The sequence below is a fragment of the Mycobacterium sp. NGS63 genome, assembly GCF_059812295.1.
This window is the reverse complement of the sequence record NZ_JCALCJ010000002.1, coordinates 626,973-641,020: the sequence shown is the minus strand read 5'-3', so window position 1 is coordinate 641,020 and position 14,048 is coordinate 626,973. Positions and strand designations below refer to the sequence as shown.

General features: G+C 70.5%; 13 protein-coding genes and 1 pseudogene. 5 read left to right on the top strand and 9 right to left on the bottom strand.

Going from position 1 to position 14,048, the window contains the following annotated elements:
- Nucleotides 1–54 precede the first annotated feature (54 nt).
- A complete protein-coding gene (locus AC5Y4Z_RS06225) occupies nucleotides 55–249 on the bottom strand; it encodes a hypothetical protein (protein ID WP_499961508.1) in 195 nt (64 codons plus the stop codon).
- 154 nt (nucleotides 250–403) lie between these two features.
- Between AC5Y4Z_RS06225 and AC5Y4Z_RS06220 the strand changes: the two genes are divergently transcribed.
- Entirely contained in the window at nucleotides 404–2,431 is a 2,028-nt protein-coding gene (locus AC5Y4Z_RS06220; RefSeq protein ID WP_499961503.1) for a glycoside hydrolase family 15 protein, read from the top strand.
- A gap of 89 nt (nucleotides 2,432–2,520) precedes the next feature.
- Here AC5Y4Z_RS06220 and AC5Y4Z_RS06215 read toward each other — a convergent pair whose 3' ends face one another.
- The 3 genes and pseudogenes from AC5Y4Z_RS06215 to lepA form a co-directional block, all read right to left on the bottom strand.
- A complete protein-coding gene (locus tag AC5Y4Z_RS06215; RefSeq protein WP_499961500.1) occupies nucleotides 2,521–3,306 on the bottom strand; it encodes a sensor domain-containing protein in 786 nt (261 codons plus the stop codon).
- A 95-nt stretch (nucleotides 3,307–3,401) separates the two neighbouring features.
- Nucleotides 3,402–4,151, bottom strand: a complete 750-nt coding sequence (locus AC5Y4Z_RS06210; RefSeq protein WP_499961498.1) for a sensor domain-containing protein — start codon at nucleotides 4,149–4,151, stop codon at nucleotides 3,402–3,404.
- A gap of 2 nt (nucleotides 4,152–4,153) precedes the next feature.
- Nucleotides 4,154–6,102 (bottom strand): annotated as a pseudogene (gene lepA / locus AC5Y4Z_RS06205) (translation elongation factor 4).
- Between lepA and AC5Y4Z_RS06200 the strand changes: the two are divergent.
- Nucleotides 6,103–6,705, top strand: a complete 603-nt coding sequence (locus tag AC5Y4Z_RS06200) for a type II toxin-antitoxin system PemK/MazF family toxin (RefSeq protein WP_499961495.1) — start codon at nucleotides 6,103–6,105, stop codon at nucleotides 6,703–6,705.
- 77 nt (nucleotides 6,706–6,782) lie between these two features.
- Here AC5Y4Z_RS06200 and AC5Y4Z_RS06195 read toward each other — a convergent pair whose 3' ends face one another.
- Nucleotides 6,783–7,211 carry a CBS domain-containing protein gene (locus tag AC5Y4Z_RS06195; protein WP_499961492.1) on the bottom strand — a complete coding sequence of 143 codons (429 nt, stop codon included), beginning with the start codon at nucleotides 7,209–7,211 and terminating at the stop codon, nucleotides 6,783–6,785.
- Between the two features lie 174 nt (nucleotides 7,212–7,385).
- Between AC5Y4Z_RS06195 and AC5Y4Z_RS06190 the strand changes: the two genes are divergently transcribed.
- Nucleotides 7,386–8,228 carry a ribonuclease Z gene (locus tag AC5Y4Z_RS06190; RefSeq protein WP_499961488.1) on the top strand — a complete coding sequence of 281 codons (843 nt, stop codon included), beginning with the start codon at nucleotides 7,386–7,388 and terminating at the stop codon, nucleotides 8,226–8,228.
- Here AC5Y4Z_RS06190 and AC5Y4Z_RS06185 read toward each other — a convergent pair.
- Entirely contained in the window at nucleotides 8,196–8,768 is a 573-nt protein-coding gene (locus AC5Y4Z_RS06185) for a hypothetical protein (protein ID WP_499961870.1), read from the bottom strand. The genes AC5Y4Z_RS06190 and AC5Y4Z_RS06185 overlap by 33 nt on opposite strands.
- A 225-nt stretch (nucleotides 8,769–8,993) precedes the next feature.
- Here AC5Y4Z_RS06185 and rpsT point away from each other — a divergent pair, with 225 nt between their 5' ends.
- Complete coding sequence (gene rpsT, locus AC5Y4Z_RS06180) at nucleotides 8,994–9,254, top strand: 30S ribosomal protein S20 (protein WP_499961483.1); 261 nt, start codon at nucleotides 8,994–8,996, stop codon at nucleotides 9,252–9,254.
- 9 nt (nucleotides 9,255–9,263) lie between these two features.
- On the opposite strand, the gene holA is transcribed toward rpsT, so the two are convergent.
- Genes holA through AC5Y4Z_RS06165 form a run of 3 tightly spaced genes read right to left on the bottom strand, consistent with a single transcriptional unit; the run spans nucleotide 9,264 to nucleotide 12,691 of the window.
- Nucleotides 9,264–10,223 (bottom strand): DNA polymerase III subunit delta, encoded by a 960-nt coding sequence (gene holA / locus AC5Y4Z_RS06175; RefSeq protein WP_499961868.1) that lies wholly within the window; start codon nucleotides 10,221–10,223, stop codon nucleotides 9,264–9,266.
- 30 nt (nucleotides 10,224–10,253) lie between these two features.
- A complete protein-coding gene (locus AC5Y4Z_RS06170; RefSeq protein WP_499961866.1) occupies nucleotides 10,254–11,783 on the bottom strand; it encodes a ComEC/Rec2 family competence protein in 1,530 nt (509 codons plus the stop codon).
- A 47-nt stretch (nucleotides 11,784–11,830) separates the two neighbouring features.
- Nucleotides 11,831–12,691, bottom strand: a complete 861-nt coding sequence (locus tag AC5Y4Z_RS06165) for a ComEA family DNA-binding protein (RefSeq protein ID WP_499961480.1) — start codon at nucleotides 12,689–12,691, stop codon at nucleotides 11,831–11,833.
- Nucleotides 12,692–12,886: 195 nt separating this feature from the next.
- On the opposite strand from AC5Y4Z_RS06165, the gene AC5Y4Z_RS06160 reads away from it, so the two are divergent.
- Nucleotides 12,887–14,047 (top strand): acyl-CoA dehydrogenase family protein, encoded by a 1,161-nt coding sequence (locus tag AC5Y4Z_RS06160; RefSeq protein WP_499961477.1) that lies wholly within the window; start codon nucleotides 12,887–12,889, stop codon nucleotides 14,045–14,047.
- Nucleotide 14,048 lies beyond the last annotated feature (1 nt).

Sequence of the window (14,048 nt, the reverse complement as noted above, 5' to 3'; positions counted from 1 at the left end):
CGAGCACGACGAGCGCAATCAGAATCAGCGTCACGTGTGAGCGAGGCATGCGCGCTACCCGGACGCCCCATCGGCGTGCCGGATGCGGCGCATCAGGGTGATGCTCTTGCCGAGCAGGCCGTCGAGCACCACCGCGGTGATATAGGCGACCACCAAGACGACGGGCATCACGATCAGGGCCTGCAGCACGAACGGCAAGCCGGAAAGCCACAGCTCGTTGCCGTCCCACCAATTCAGGAACCCACTCACCCGGTTCACACTATTCGGGCAGGCGCGGGGATAGAAGTCACGGTGAGGGAAACCCGGGCCGGCTTTCCCGCGGGAGTTTCGCGGCGCCCCCCGGAGGACGCGACACCTGCGCAAAAAATGGACGCGGGGCACGTCGACGGTCGATGATGTCGGCATGGTCCTGCACGCCGAGCCCACCGACGGGGTTCCCGAGGAGGCGTTCCGTCCGGCTCCCGAGACGGCGCTGCCGTCGCCGATCGATTTCAACGCGCCGGCCCCGCTCGGGCCCACCGGGGTGATGCGCAACCCGTTCCCCCCGATCGCCGACTACGCGTTCTTGTCCGACTGGGAGACGACGTGCCTGATCTCCCCCGCGGGCTCGGTGGAATGGCTATGCGTGCCGCGGCCGGATTCGCCCAGTGTGTTCGGCGCGATCCTGGACCGCAGCGCGGGTCACTTCCGGCTCGGCCCCTACGGGGTGTCGGTGCCCTCGGCGCGCCGCTACCTGCCCGGCAGCCTGATCATGGAGACCACCTGGCAGACCCACACGGGGTGGCTGATCGTGCGCGACGCGCTGGTCATGGGCAAATGGCACGACATCGAACGCCGGTCGCGGACGCACCGTCGCACCCCGATGGACTGGGACGCCGAGCACATCCTGCTGCGCACCGTGCGCTGCGTCAGCGGCACCGTCGAGCTGATGATGAGTTGCGAGCCGGCGTTCGACTACCACCGCGTCGGGTCCACCTGGGAATACTCGGCCAACGCCTACGGCGAGGCCATCGCCCGCGCCAGCCGCGACCCCGACGCCCACCCGACGCTGCGGCTGACCACCAACCTGCGGATCGGACTGGAGGGCCGCGAAGCACGCGCGCGCACCCGGATGAAGGAGGGCGACGACGTGTTCGTCGCGCTGAGCTGGACCAAGCACCCGGCGCCGCAGACCTACGCCGAGGCCGCCGACAAGATGTGGGAGACCACCGAGTGCTGGCGGCAGTGGATCAACATCGGCAACTTCCCCGACCACCCGTGGCGGGCGTACCTGCAGCGCAGCGCGCTGACGCTGAAGGGGCTGACCTATTCGCCCACCGGGGCGCTGCTCGCGGCCAGCACCACGTCGCTCCCGGAAACCCCGCAGGGCCAACGCAACTGGGACTACCGGTACGCGTGGATTCGCGACTCGACGTTCGCCCTGTGGGGGCTGTACACGCTGGGGCTGGACCGCGAGGCCGACGACTTCTTCGCGTTCATCGCCGACGTGTCGGGAGCCAACAGCAACGAGCGCCATCCGCTGCAGGTGATGTACGGCGTGGGCGGCGAGCGCAGCCTGGTCGAGGAGGACCTGCACCACCTGTCCGGCTACGACCACGCGCGCCCGGTGCGCATCGGCAACGGCGCCTACGACCAGGTCCAGCACGACATCTGGGGCTCGATCCTCGACTCGTTCTACCTGCACGCCAAGTCGCGCGAACAGGTCCCGGAGAATCTGTGGCCGGTGCTCAAGAAGCAGGTGGAGGAGGCGATCAAGCATTGGCGCGAGCCCGACCGCGGGATCTGGGAGGTGCGCGGGGAGCCGCAGCACTTCACGTCGTCGAAGGTGATGTGCTGGGTGGCGCTGGACCGCGGGTCCAAGCTGGCCGAGCGGCAGGGCGAGCGCAGCTACGCCCAGCAGTGGCGCGCCATCGCCGAGGAGATCAAGGCCGACATCCTCAAGCACGGGGTGGACTCGCGCGGCGTGTTCACCCAGCGCTACGGCAACGACGCGCTGGACGCCTCGCTGCTGCTGGTGGTGCTGACCCGCTTCCTGCCGCCCGACGACCCGCGGGTGCGCAACACCGTGCTGGCGATCGCCAACGAGCTCACCGAGGAAGGCCTGGTGCTGCGCTATCGGGTCGAGGAGACCGACGACGGGCTGTCCGGCGAGGAGGGCACGTTCACGATCTGCTCGTTCTGGCTGGTGTCCGCGCTGGTGGAGATCGGCGAGGTGGCTCGCGCCAAGCGGCTGTGCGAGCGGCTGCTGTCGTACGCCAGCCCGCTGCACCTCTACGCCGAGGAGATCGAGCCGCGCACCGGCCGGCACCTGGGCAACTTCCCGCAGGCGTTCACCCACCTGGCGCTGATCAACGCGGTGGTCCACGTCATCCGGGCCGAGGAGGAGGCCGACAGCACCGGGGGCTTCCAGCCCGCCAACGCGCCGATGTAAGGGCGGGGTTCAAGGCCGAGCAGGCGTAAAAGCCCCGAAATCCCCGGCGTGTCGGGTACTTTTGCGTCTGCTCGCGGTCAGAGCGGCGGTCAGATCAGCGCGTCGACCTTCTCCATCATGGCGCTCGCGATGTCGGTGGCGCTGTTGTCGAACTCATGCGACTGACCCGGGGTTTTCGCGGGACTGAAGACGTCGACCTCGACCTCGACGAGGCAGTTGTTCCGCACGCCGACGGCACGCAGGGTCCGGATCGCGTCCGGGTCGGGCTTGGGGTCCGGCTTGGAGGTCGTCCACCCCACCGAAACCGTCGCCGCGAGAACGGAAGTGGAGACCTGAACGTGGCTGATCGTGCCCTTGAGCCGGAATACGCCGGCCGGCAGGGACGTCGTCGCGCCCTCGCATTTCTGCCATTGCTGGGAAAACGTCGCGAACAGTGCGTTGGCGTCCGCGGCCGTGGGCAGGCTGACCGCCGCCTGCCGCACGCTGGTCACCGCCGCGGGCACCGTGGTGTGCCGCCAGGTCTCCATCGCGACCTCTTGGACGTCGCTGACCGGGTAGACGTTTTGCTGCAGCATCGCCGCAACGCCCAGGCAGCCGTCCGGCAGCGCCGTTCCGGCGTCCTGTAGCTCCTCGGGGCCGCCGAATCGCGGCGGGAAACGCGTATCAATGTCCAACGGCTGCTTGAGGATTCGCGCCAACGCCGCGTCGCCCAGCAGCACGTGGTGAACGGTCTGCCGGGTGAGCGACCGGTGCGCCGGGCTCGGCGCCGGTTGCGCGGTGCCGCCGACGGCCGCGGCGCAGCCGGCCGTCAGCATCGCCGCAAGCGCGACCGCGGGAAGCCAGCGGCTTCCCCGGCCCGGCGCGCCAAATCCCATGCTTCCATCCCTCGGGTTCACTTTTTGTTCACCCTGAGTTTAAGTTTCCGCAGCGCGCGCGTCGATCCCCGGTAGGTAACCGTTCGACCTCGGAGTCAGCCCAGCGCGCTGACCTTGTCCATCATCGCGTGCGCGACGTCGATGGCGCCGGCGTCCACGGTGGCCGTCCCCGGGTCGGAGGAGCGCCGCTCCCCGAAGAAGACCACCTCGACCTCGACCAGGCAGTTCAGCCGGACGCCGATGGCCCGCGCCTGCGGCGTGGGCCGCAACGCCGGCATGTTCGGCAACACCGACGTCGCCGTATTGGTCGCCGCGACAACGAAATTGGCGACGCGAACGTCGCTGATCGCGTTCGTCGTCGTGATCGGGCCGTTGCGTTCCGTCGTCGTCGTGCCCGTGCACCGCTGCCACTGCTCGGAAAAGTTCGCGAACAGCGCCTCGGCCTGCGCGGCCGACGGCAGGCTGACCACGCCCTCGATGACGCTGATCACCTGCGCCGGCTCGCCGTTGTTCCACCACGCCGCCGACGCGACGTCCTTGACCTGGGCGGACTGGTAGACACTCTGCTGCAGCATCGCGGTCACACCCAGGCAGTTGTCGGGCGGCAACGAGGTGTAGAGCTTGTCGGGGCCGCCGAAATCGGCCGGCTTGCGGGATACAAAGGGCTGGCCGAGCATCCCCGACAGCGCGGCGCCGTCGAGCAGCACCTGCTTGACCGTCGCCCCAAAGAGCGGTCGCGGTTTCAGGTTGGGCGCCGGCTTCGCGGTGCCCTCGACAACGGTGCCGCATCCCGCCGCCAACGCGGCGACCACCGCCAACGCCGCCACCGGCCGAAGGATCCGCACGGCTACTTCTTACCCTTGTCCCCGCCGGCGTCGGTGGACAACGCGGCGACGAACGCCTCGTTGGGCACCTCGACCCGGCCGATGGTCTTCATCCGCTTCTTGCCTTCCTTCTGCTTTTCCAGAAGTTTGCGTTTGCGGGTGATGTCACCGCCGTAGCACTTGGACAGCACGTCCTTGCGGATCGCCCGGATGTTCTCGCGCGCAATGATTTTGGAGCCGATCGCGGCCTGCACCGGCACCTCGAACTGCTGGCGCGGGATCAGCTCCTTGAGCTTGGTGGTCATCTTGTTGCCGTAGGCGTACGCCGAGTCCTTGTGCACGATCGCGCTGAACGCGTCGACCGCCTCGCCCTGCAGCAGTATGTCGACCTTGACCAGTTGGGCCTCCTGCTCGCCGGCCTCCTCGTAGTCGAGGCTGGCGTAGCCGCGGGTGCGCGACTTCAGGGAGTCGAAGAAGTCGAAGATGATCTCGCCGAGCGGCATCGTGTAGCGCAGTTCCACCCGCTCGGGCGACAGGTAGTCCATGCCGCCGAGGTCGCCGCGGCGGGACTGGCACAGTTCCATGATGGTGCCGATGAATTCGCTGGGGGCGATGATGGTCGTCTTCACCACGGGCTCGTAGACGGTGCGGACCTTGCCCTCGGGCCAGTCCGACGGGTTGGTCACCACCACCTCGGTGTCGTCCTCTTTCACCACCCGGTAGACGACGTTCGGCGACGTCGAGATGAGATCCAGGTCGAACTCGCGCTCGAGGCGCTCCCGGGTGATCTCCATGTGCAGCAGACCCAGAAATCCGCAGCGGAACCCGAAGCCCAGCGCCACCGAGGTCTCCGGCTCGTAGGTCAGGGCGGCGTCGTTGAGCTGCAGCTTGTCCAGGGCGTCGCGCAGGTCCGGGTAGTCGCTGCCGTCGACGGGATAGAGCCCGGAGTACACCATCGGCTTGGGCTCGCGGTAGCCCGTCAGCGCTTCGGTGGCGCCGTGACGCGCGGTCGTCACGGTGTCGCCGACCTTGGACTGGCGCACGTCCTTGACCCCGGTGATCAAATAGCCCACCTCCCCCACGCCCAGGCCCTCGCTGGGCTTGGGTTCGGGCGAGACGATGCCGACCTCGAGCAGTTCGTGGGTGGCGCCGGTGGACATCATCGCGATGCGTTCGCGCGGGGTGATCTTGCCGTCCACCACGCGGACGTAGGTCACCACGCCGCGGTAGATGTCGTAGACCGAGTCGAAGATCATGGCGCGGGTGGGCGCGTCGGCCCGGCCCTGCGGGGGCGGCACCTGGCGGACCACCTCGTCGAGCAGCTCGGCCACCCCCTCGCCGGTCTTGCCCGACACCCTCAAGACGTCGCCGGGTTCGCAGCCGATGATGTGGGCGATTTCTCCGGCGTAACGGTCCGGGTCGGCGGCCGGCAGGTCGATCTTGTTGAGCACCGGGATGATGGTCAGGTCGCGGTCCAGCGCCAAATACAGGTTGGCCAGGGTCTGGGCCTCGATGCCCTGGGCGGCGTCCACCAGCAGGATCGCGCCCTCGCATGCCTCCAGCGCGCGGGACACCTCGTAGGTGAAGTCGACGTGGCCCGGGGTGTCGATGAGGTGCAGCACATACTTGTTTTCGGGGGCCTGGCCCCCGGATACCTCCCACGGCAGCCGCACGTTTTGCGCCTTGATGGTGATCCCGCGCTCCCGCTCGATGTCCATCCGGTCGAGGTACTGGGCCCGCATCGAGCGCTCGTCGACGACGCCGGTGAGCTGAAGCATCCGGTCCGCCAGCGTCGACTTGCCGTGGTCGATGTGAGCGATGATGCAGAAATTCCGAATCTGCGCCGGCGCGGTGAAGGTCTTGTCGGCGAAACTGCTGATGGGAATCTCCTGGTCGAGTGGCGGTTCGGTGCTGCGTCAAGCGTATCCACGCGTTGCGGGCCGGACACAATTGGCGCGTCTATGCTGCGAATATGGCGTCTGCCCGGAGATCTCAGTGGAAGACGTTTCAGCGGTTCGCGGAGAACCTGGTTTTCGATCGGGCTCCGCGGTTGGTGCGACAGGTACAGAACTCGCAGACCGTCCTGCGTGAGCTCCAGCACGCCGTGAAGCTGACCGCCAACGTGATCGCCGCCGCCGCACCGCAACCACCCAGCGCGATCACCACGGGCCGCCCGGTGACCAGCGCCAGCTTCCCCACCGCCCAGCGGGCGCGCAAGCTGGTCTACGCCCCCAACCTCGACGGCCGCGCCGATCCCGGCGAGATCGTGTGGACGTGGGTGGTCTACGAGGACGACCCGACCCGCGGCAAGGATCGCCCGGTCCTGGTGGTGGGGCGCGACCGCCGCGTGCTGCTGGGGCTGATGGTGTCCAGCCAGGAGCGCCACGCCGGCGACCGGGATTGGATCGGAATCGGCGCCGGCGCTTGGGATTACGAGGGCCGCGAAAGCTGGGTGCGGCTCGACCGGGTGCTCGACGTGCCCGAGGAGAGCATCCGCCGCGAGGGCGCGATCCTGGACCGCGCACTGTTCGACGCGGTGGCGGCCCGGCTGCGCGCGGACTACGCCTGGAGCTAACCGCTCGCCGAGCGTGCAGCCACGGCGATTTTTCGACAGTTTTTTCGCCGTAGTTACACGTTCGGCGAAGCCGGAGGCTAGCCCTGCGTGATGTAGGACTGCAGCTGCTGCTGCTCGGCCTCGAGCTCTTCCATCCGGGTCTTCACCACGTCACCGATGCTGACGATGCCGATCAGCTTCCTGCCGTCCAGCACCGGCACGTGACGCACCCGGTTCTTGGTCATCAGCACGCTCAGCGAGTCGACGGTGTCGGATTTCGTGCAGGTGGCCAGGCTGGCGGTCATGATCTTGGCGACCGGACGGGACAGCACACTGGCGCCGTGGGTGTGCAGCTGGCGCACGACGTCGCGCTCGGAGACGATGCCGACGACGCCCTCGTCGCCCACCACCACCATCGCGCCGATGTTTTGCTCGGCGAGCCCGGCAAGCAGCTCCTTGACGGTTGCATCGGGGTTGATCGTCACCACCGCCGCACCCTTGTTCCGCAAGACGTCCGCGATCCGCATCAAAGGCCTCCAGCCGGTTGTGATCCGCTTCACACCAGGCTACGGCTAACTCGCGCGGCGGGAAAGCCAACGCGAAAACCGGCAACCGAGCGCTCCCATACCCCCGGCGCCGCGCCCCAAACACGCGGTGCCGAATAGGCGCGGCACCCCGGCGCGGCTTGCGAGGATGGGGCCATGATCGAGATCACGTTGCTGGGAACCGGAAGTCCCATCCCCGACCCCAACCGCGCCGGGCCGGCGACCCTGGTGCGCGCCGGCGGCCAGGTCTTCCTGGTGGACTGCGGGCGCGGCGTGCTGCAGCGCGCGGCGGCGGTGGGAGTGGGCGCCGCCGGGCTGTCGGCGCTGCTGCTCACCCACCTGCACAGCGACCACATCGGCGACCTCGGCGACCTGCTGATCACGCGGTGGATCACCACCTTCGCGCCCGAGCCCGCGCCGCTGCCGATCATCGGACCGCCCGGGACCGCCGAGGTGGTGGAGGCCACGCTGAACGCCTTCCGCCACGACATCGGTTACCGCATCGCCCATCACGCCGACCTGAACGCGCCGCCGGCGGTCGAGGTGCACGAACAGACCGACGGCCCGGTGTGGGACCGCGACGGCGTGTCGATCCGGGTGGCGCCCACCGATCACCGACCGGTGACGCCGACCATCGGGTTCCGCATCGAGTCCGAGGCGGCGTCGGTGGTGCTGGCCGGGGACACGGTGCCCTGCGCCGGCCTGGACGAATTGGCGAGCGGCGCGGATGCGTTGGTGCACACCGTGATTCGCAAGGATATCGTCGCCAACATCCCGCAGCAGCGGCTGCAGGACATCTGCGACTACCACTCCTCGGTGGAGCAGGCGGCCGCGACCGCGGCCCGCGCGGGGGTGGGCACCCTGGTGATGACGCACTATGTGCCGGCGCTGGTGCCCGGGCAGGAAGAACAGTGGCGCGCGCTGGCCGCCGCGGAGTTCGGCGGGCGCATCGAACTCGGCGACGACCTACACCGGGTCGAGGTGCACCCGAGGCAGTAACGCCCCGGCGGCCACCAGCCAGCCCAGCGCCAACACCCGCGCCATCGGCAGGATCACCCCGAACGGCGGCCACACCAAGACCAGCGTCGCCAACCCGGCCAGCGCGGCGGTCGCCAACCCGACCCGGGCCAGGGACCGCGGCAGCACCCCCGCGGCCAGACCGGGAACCGCGATGCCGGCGACCAGCAGGCCCAGGGCGACGATGTGGCCGGGGCCACCGACCAGGAAGACCAGAAAGTACAGGGCGCGCACCGCCGTCGCGTCGGCGCTGACGTCGGCTCGCGACAACGTCCAGGCCAGCAGCCCGGCCAGGCCCAGCGAACCGGCGGCCAGGGTGCCGCCCGTCAGCGCGATCGCGGGCCCGCACCCGGTGACCTCGAGCCGTCGCAGCCTGGTGGCGGCGGCCGCGGCGTAGATCGCCAGCGGCACCGACGACGCGAACGTGGCGGTGGCGATGACTTGCACCGCGACCGGGTGCCCACGGACGTACGCCGTGACCGCGGCGGCCGGCCCGTAGGGCAACGCCGGCACGCCGCCCACCGCGACCCCGACGGCGATCCCGCCGAAGAGCAGGCCCACGCACAGCCCGGCGAGCAACGCCAGGGGCCGCGCGTGCTTCATGGGTGAACTATGCCCGCGTATCGGCAGGCCACGCGCCCCTTTTTTGGGAGAACGCGCGGGCGGCTGATAACCTGGGCAGTCGCCATCGGGTGTGGGACGCCCCCGAAAACACCGCAAGCACGGATTCGAAGAAGGAACTGACGCGTGGCCAACATCAAGTCGCAGCAGAAGCGCAACCGGACGAACGAGCGCGCCCGACTGCGCAACAAGGCGGTGAAGTCGTCGCTGCGCACGGCCGTGCGCGCGTTCCGCGAGGCCACCCACGCCGGCGACAAGGAAAAGGCCACCGAGCTGCTGCTGTCGACCAACCGCAAGCTGGACAAGGCGGCCAGCAAGGGCGTCATCCACAAGAACCAGGCGGCGAACAAGAAGTCGGCCCTGGCGCGGGCCCTCAACAAGCTCTGAGCGGCTGCTTCAGCGGCCGCGGTCGGCGGCCAACTCGGCGACCCGCCTGACCGCGGATTCCAGCGCGTAGTCCGCGTCGGCGACGGCCCCCTTGACGTTGGCATTGAGCGTGGCCACCACCTTCATCGCGGTCGCCACCGTCTCGCGCGACCAGCGCCGGGCCTGTTTTTGGGCCTTCTGCACGCGCCAGGGCGGCATCCCCAGCTGCGAGGCCAGGCGATAGGGGTCGCCGGACAGCGGGCCCACGCGGCCGATGGTGTGCACGGCCTCGGCCAGCGCGTCGGCCAGCACCACCAGCGGCTCGCCGCGGATCATCGCCCAGCGCAGCGCCTCGGTGGCCCCCGCGATGTCGCCGGCCACCGCCTTGTCGGCGATGTCGAAGCCCTTCACCTCGGCCTTGCCGCTGTGATAGCGCCGCACCGCGGCGGCGTCGACGTCGCCGGCGGTGTCGGCGACCAGCTGCGAACACGCGGCGGCCAGCTCGCGCACGTCGGAGCCGACGGCATCCAGCAGGGCGGTCACCGTCTCCTCGTCCACCTTGATCCGCAGCGCGCGGAACTCCTTGCGGATGAAGTCGATGCGCTCGCTCAGCTTGCCGATGCGCGCGCACGGATGCACCTCCGCACCCAGCGACTGCAGCTCGGTGGCCAGCGCCTTGGCCCGGCCGCCGCCGGAGTGCACCACCACCAGCACCGTGCCCGTCGGGAGGTCGGCGGCGGCCGCGGCGATCACCGCGGCGGCGTCCTTGCCCGCTTCGGCGGCGGCCTCGAGCACGACGATGCGCTCGTCGGCGAACAGCGACGGGCTCAGCAGCTCGGCGAGCTCGTAGGCGTCGACGTCGCCGGCGCGCATCCGGTTGACCGGGACGTCCGGGTTCTCCGAGCCACCGGCCCGCGTGCGCGCCGCCCGCAGCACGTCGGCCACGGCCCGCTCGACCAGCAGCTCCTCGTCTCCCAGGACCAGGTGCAGCTGCGCAATGTCGCTCACCCCACGATGGTGTCACGCGGGTGCGACGAGAAGCGAAACAGACCAGGCCACCGCGCACATGACGACGCCGGCTCCGGCCAGCCCGGCCGCCCGGCGAAACCAGCGCCACCGCCACAGCAGCGCACCCCCGGCAAACACCGCCAGCGTGCCCGCGCCGACCACCACCACGCCGGCCGCCCCGGCCGGGACGGGCACCGTCGCCGCGGGCACGCGCGCCGACCATGTCGCCACCCGCAAGACCCACCACAGTTCGGGCCCGGTGAACCGGATCAACAGCTGCGCCCCGGCCGGCCAGAGCATGCACAACGCGGCCGACGCGCTGCCGAGCACGGTGATCGGCGCGATCGCTGGTGCCACCGCGAGATTGGCCGCCGCGGCCACCAGGCTGAGCCGTCCCGAGATGCCGGCGACCAGTGGGGCGGTCACCGCGTGCGCCGCGCACGCGACGGCCACCGCGTCCGCCAGCGGCTTGGGCCAGCCCCGGCCGACCAGGCGGCGCGACCAGACCGGCGCGATGACGATCAGCGCCGCGGTCGCCAGCACCGACAGCGCGAACCCCACGTCGACGGCCAGGTGCGGGGCCACCGCCAGCAACAGCAGCACGGTGGCCGACAGCGCCGGAATCGCTTGCCGCCGACGGGAAGACAGCACGCCCGTCAACGCGATGGCGCCCATCACCGCCGCCCGCAACACGCTGGGCGTCGGCTGCACGACGATGACGAACCCGACGAGTGCAACCGCGGCGAGCGCGACGGCCGCGCGCGGGCCGATCAACCGGGCCGAGAACAGCACTGCCGCGCACACGATCGTGACGTTGGCCCCCGACACCGCCGTCAGGTGCGTCATGCCCGCGGCCCGGAAGTCGCGGCTGGTCTCGCCGGTGACCGCCGAGGTGTCGCCCAGCACCAGCGCGGGCAGCATGGCCGCCTCGTCGGCGGGCAAGGTGTCGCGGACGGTACGGGCGAAGCTGCCCCGCACGGCATGAGCGGCCCGCTGCACCGCGCCGGCGGTGCCCATGGTCGGGCGGCCCGACGCGTTGAGCACCGCGACCGTCAGGTCACGGCGGGTCGGGCGGCCGACGCGCGCGGTGAACCGCACCGGCCGGCCCACCATCAGGTCGCCGAAATCCGCGGCCCGGGCGAACACGACCACCCGGCCCGACACCTCCTCGTCGCGAAGGCGCCGCAGGGTGGCCCGGAACATCAGCCGGCTGCTCCCCAAGGGCAGCGGGCTCTCGGTGGGCGTCACCGTCACCGGGACGGCCATGCCGAACGCCGCGGTGATCGGGTGGCGACCTACCGCGTCGGAGCGCAGCGCGATCGCCAGCCCAAACCCCGCCCCCACCACGCCGACCGCCACCAGGCCGGCGGCGACGGCCGGCAGCCGCCGGGTGCGGCCGCGCCGGCTCCGCGCGGAGCAGGCCAGCGCGGCGCCGGCGGCGGCCAGCAGCACGCAGCAGGCCGCCACCGCCCGTCCCACCGGCCACCAGATCCCGGCGGCGGTGACGACCCAGCCGGTGAGCGCGGCCGGCACCAACCGCACGTCGACGTGCGAAACCGATTCGCCATGGGCCGCCTGGCGCACCGGTGTCAGACACGGACCAGCGGGCGCAGTTTTTCCAGCCGCGCCGGGCCGATGCCGTCGACGTCGGCGAGCTGATCGACGCTGGTGAACTTGCCGTTGGCCTGCCGCCAGGCCACGATCGCGGCGGCGGTGACCGGTCCGACCCCGGGCAGGGCGTCCAGCTGCTCCACGGACGCGGTGTTGAGGTCGACCACCTCTCCGGCCTTGGGCTTCCCGGTTCCCGACACCGGGCCCGCCGGTCCGGGCGCCCGGGACGTCGCCGGCGTGCCGGCGCCCACCGAGCTGCCCAGCGCCGTCGGCTGCCCCGGCGCGGGGGCGAGCCCGACCACGATCTGCTCGCCGTCGCCGACCGGTCGCGCCATATTCAGGCCGATGGTGTCGGCGCCGTTGACCGGGCCCCCGGCGGCCTGCAGCGCGTCGGCGACGCGCGCGCCCGGCGCCAGGGTGACCAGCCCCGGGGTGCGCACCAGGCCGACCACGCTGACCACGACCGGCCCGTCGCGTCCGGCCGGCGGCCCGGCTCCCGGGCTCGCGGACGATCTCGGGTCCGCCGTGTGCGCCTTCTCCACCGGCGGCAGCTTGGCCGACATCACCGGCGCTGGCCGGTCACGCAGCAGGGTGAACACCGTGACCAGGACGGCGAGGGCGGCGACGACCGCCAGCGCGATGGTGCCTGCGCGACCGGGGTCCGCGCGCAGCCTCGCCACCCAGCCGCGTCCCTCGGCGGCGTCGGGCAGCCACCGCGGTAGCAGCGAGTTCTGGTCCTCGTCCGCGGCACCGTCGGAATCGTCGTCGGCGTGCGCATCGGTGTCGGGGTCGGCGCCGAGCCGGCGGTGCAGCCGCTCGGCGGGCAGTTCTGTTCGCATGCGCCGACCGTAGGCGCGCCGACCGCCAGGACGGCCCCCGCGACGGGTTCGGGGCTCCGGTGTGTGGACTAATCCGAGGCTGTGCACAACCGCCGAACGCGATGGGTCAAGATGGAAGACGAAGCGTTCGACCGGGACCGGGCACCCTCATCCGCGGCGGGTCGCCGCGCTCACCCCCAGACGAAGGAGGCTGCCATGCAATTGGCGCTCACACCCGAGGAAGCCGCGTTCCGCGACGAGCTGCGCACCTTCTACACCACCAAGATCCCCGAGGAGCTGCGCGAGCGGATGCGCAGGGGCGCGGCGTCGGTGCGCCGCGAGGACATCGTCACCAGCCACAAGATCCTGCACGAGCACGGCCTGGCCGTGCCGAACTGGCCGGTGGAGTGGGGCGGCAAGGACTGGACGCCCACCCAGCATCAGATCTGGGCCGACGAGATGCAACTGGCTTGCGTGCCCGAGCCGTTGAACTTCAACACCAAGATGGTCGGCCCGGTGATCGCCGAATTCGGTTCCGAGGAAATCAAACAGCGCTTCCTGCCGCCCACGGCCAGCCTCGACATCTGGTGGTGCCAGGGCTTCTCCGAGCCCGAGGCCGGCTCGGATCTGGCCTCGCTGCGCACCACCGCGGTCCGCGACGGCGAGCACTACGTGGTCAACGGCCAGAAGACGTGGACGACGCTCGGGCAGTACGCGGACTGGATCTTCTGCCTGGTGCGCACCGACCCGCAGGCGCCCAAGCGGCAGGCCGGGATCTCGTTTCTGCTCTTCGACATGAGCACGCCGGGCATCACGCTGCGGCCGATCAAGACGATCGACGGGGGCCAGGAAATCAACGAGGTCTTCTTCGAAGACGTGCGGGTGCCGGCCAACCAGCTTGTGGGGGAAGAGAATCAGGGCTGGACGTACGCGAAGTTCCTGCTGGGCAACGAGCGCACCGGGATCGCCGGGGTGGGCCGCACCAAGGTGCGCCTGGCCGAGGTGAAAAAGTATGCCGCGGCGACCGGGGTGCTCGGCGATCCGCTGTTCGCGGCCCGGTTGGCCGAAGCCGAAAACGAGCTGCTGGCCCTGGAACTCACGCAGTCGCGGGTGGTCTCGGACTCCGCCGACGGGCAGCCTAACCCCGCGTCGTCGGTGCTCAAGCTGCGCGGCAGCCAGCTGCAGCAGATCGCCACCGAGCTGCTGGTCGAGGTGGCCGGCCCGGACGCGCTGCCCGCCAACGGGGAGGACATTGCGTCGCCGGGCTGGGCGCAAACCAGTGCCCCGCACTATCTCAACTATCGCAAGACGTCGATCTACGGCGGCAGCAGCGAAGTGCAGCGCAACATCATCGCGTCCACCATTCTCGGATTGTGAG

Coding starts and splice junctions, on each gene's coding strand:
- AC5Y4Z_RS06220 (WP_499961503.1), top strand. CDS start 404: ATGGTCCTGCACGCCGAGCCCACCGACGGGGTTCCCGAGGAGGCGTTC.
- AC5Y4Z_RS06215 (WP_499961500.1), bottom strand. CDS start 3,306: ATGGGATTTGGCGCGCCGGGCCGGGGAAGCCGCTGGCTTCCCGCGGTC.
- AC5Y4Z_RS06200 (WP_499961495.1), top strand. CDS start 6,103: ATGGCGTCTGCCCGGAGATCTCAGTGGAAGACGTTTCAGCGGTTCGCG.
- AC5Y4Z_RS06195 (WP_499961492.1), bottom strand. CDS start 7,211: ATGCGGATCGCGGACGTCTTGCGGAACAAGGGTGCGGCGGTGGTGACG.
- AC5Y4Z_RS06190 (WP_499961488.1), top strand. CDS start 7,386: ATGATCGAGATCACGTTGCTGGGAACCGGAAGTCCCATCCCCGACCCC.
- AC5Y4Z_RS06165 (WP_499961480.1), bottom strand. CDS start 12,691: ATGCGAACAGAACTGCCCGCCGAGCGGCTGCACCGCCGGCTCGGCGCC.
- AC5Y4Z_RS06160 (WP_499961477.1), top strand. CDS start 12,887: ATGCAATTGGCGCTCACACCCGAGGAAGCCGCGTTCCGCGACGAGCTG.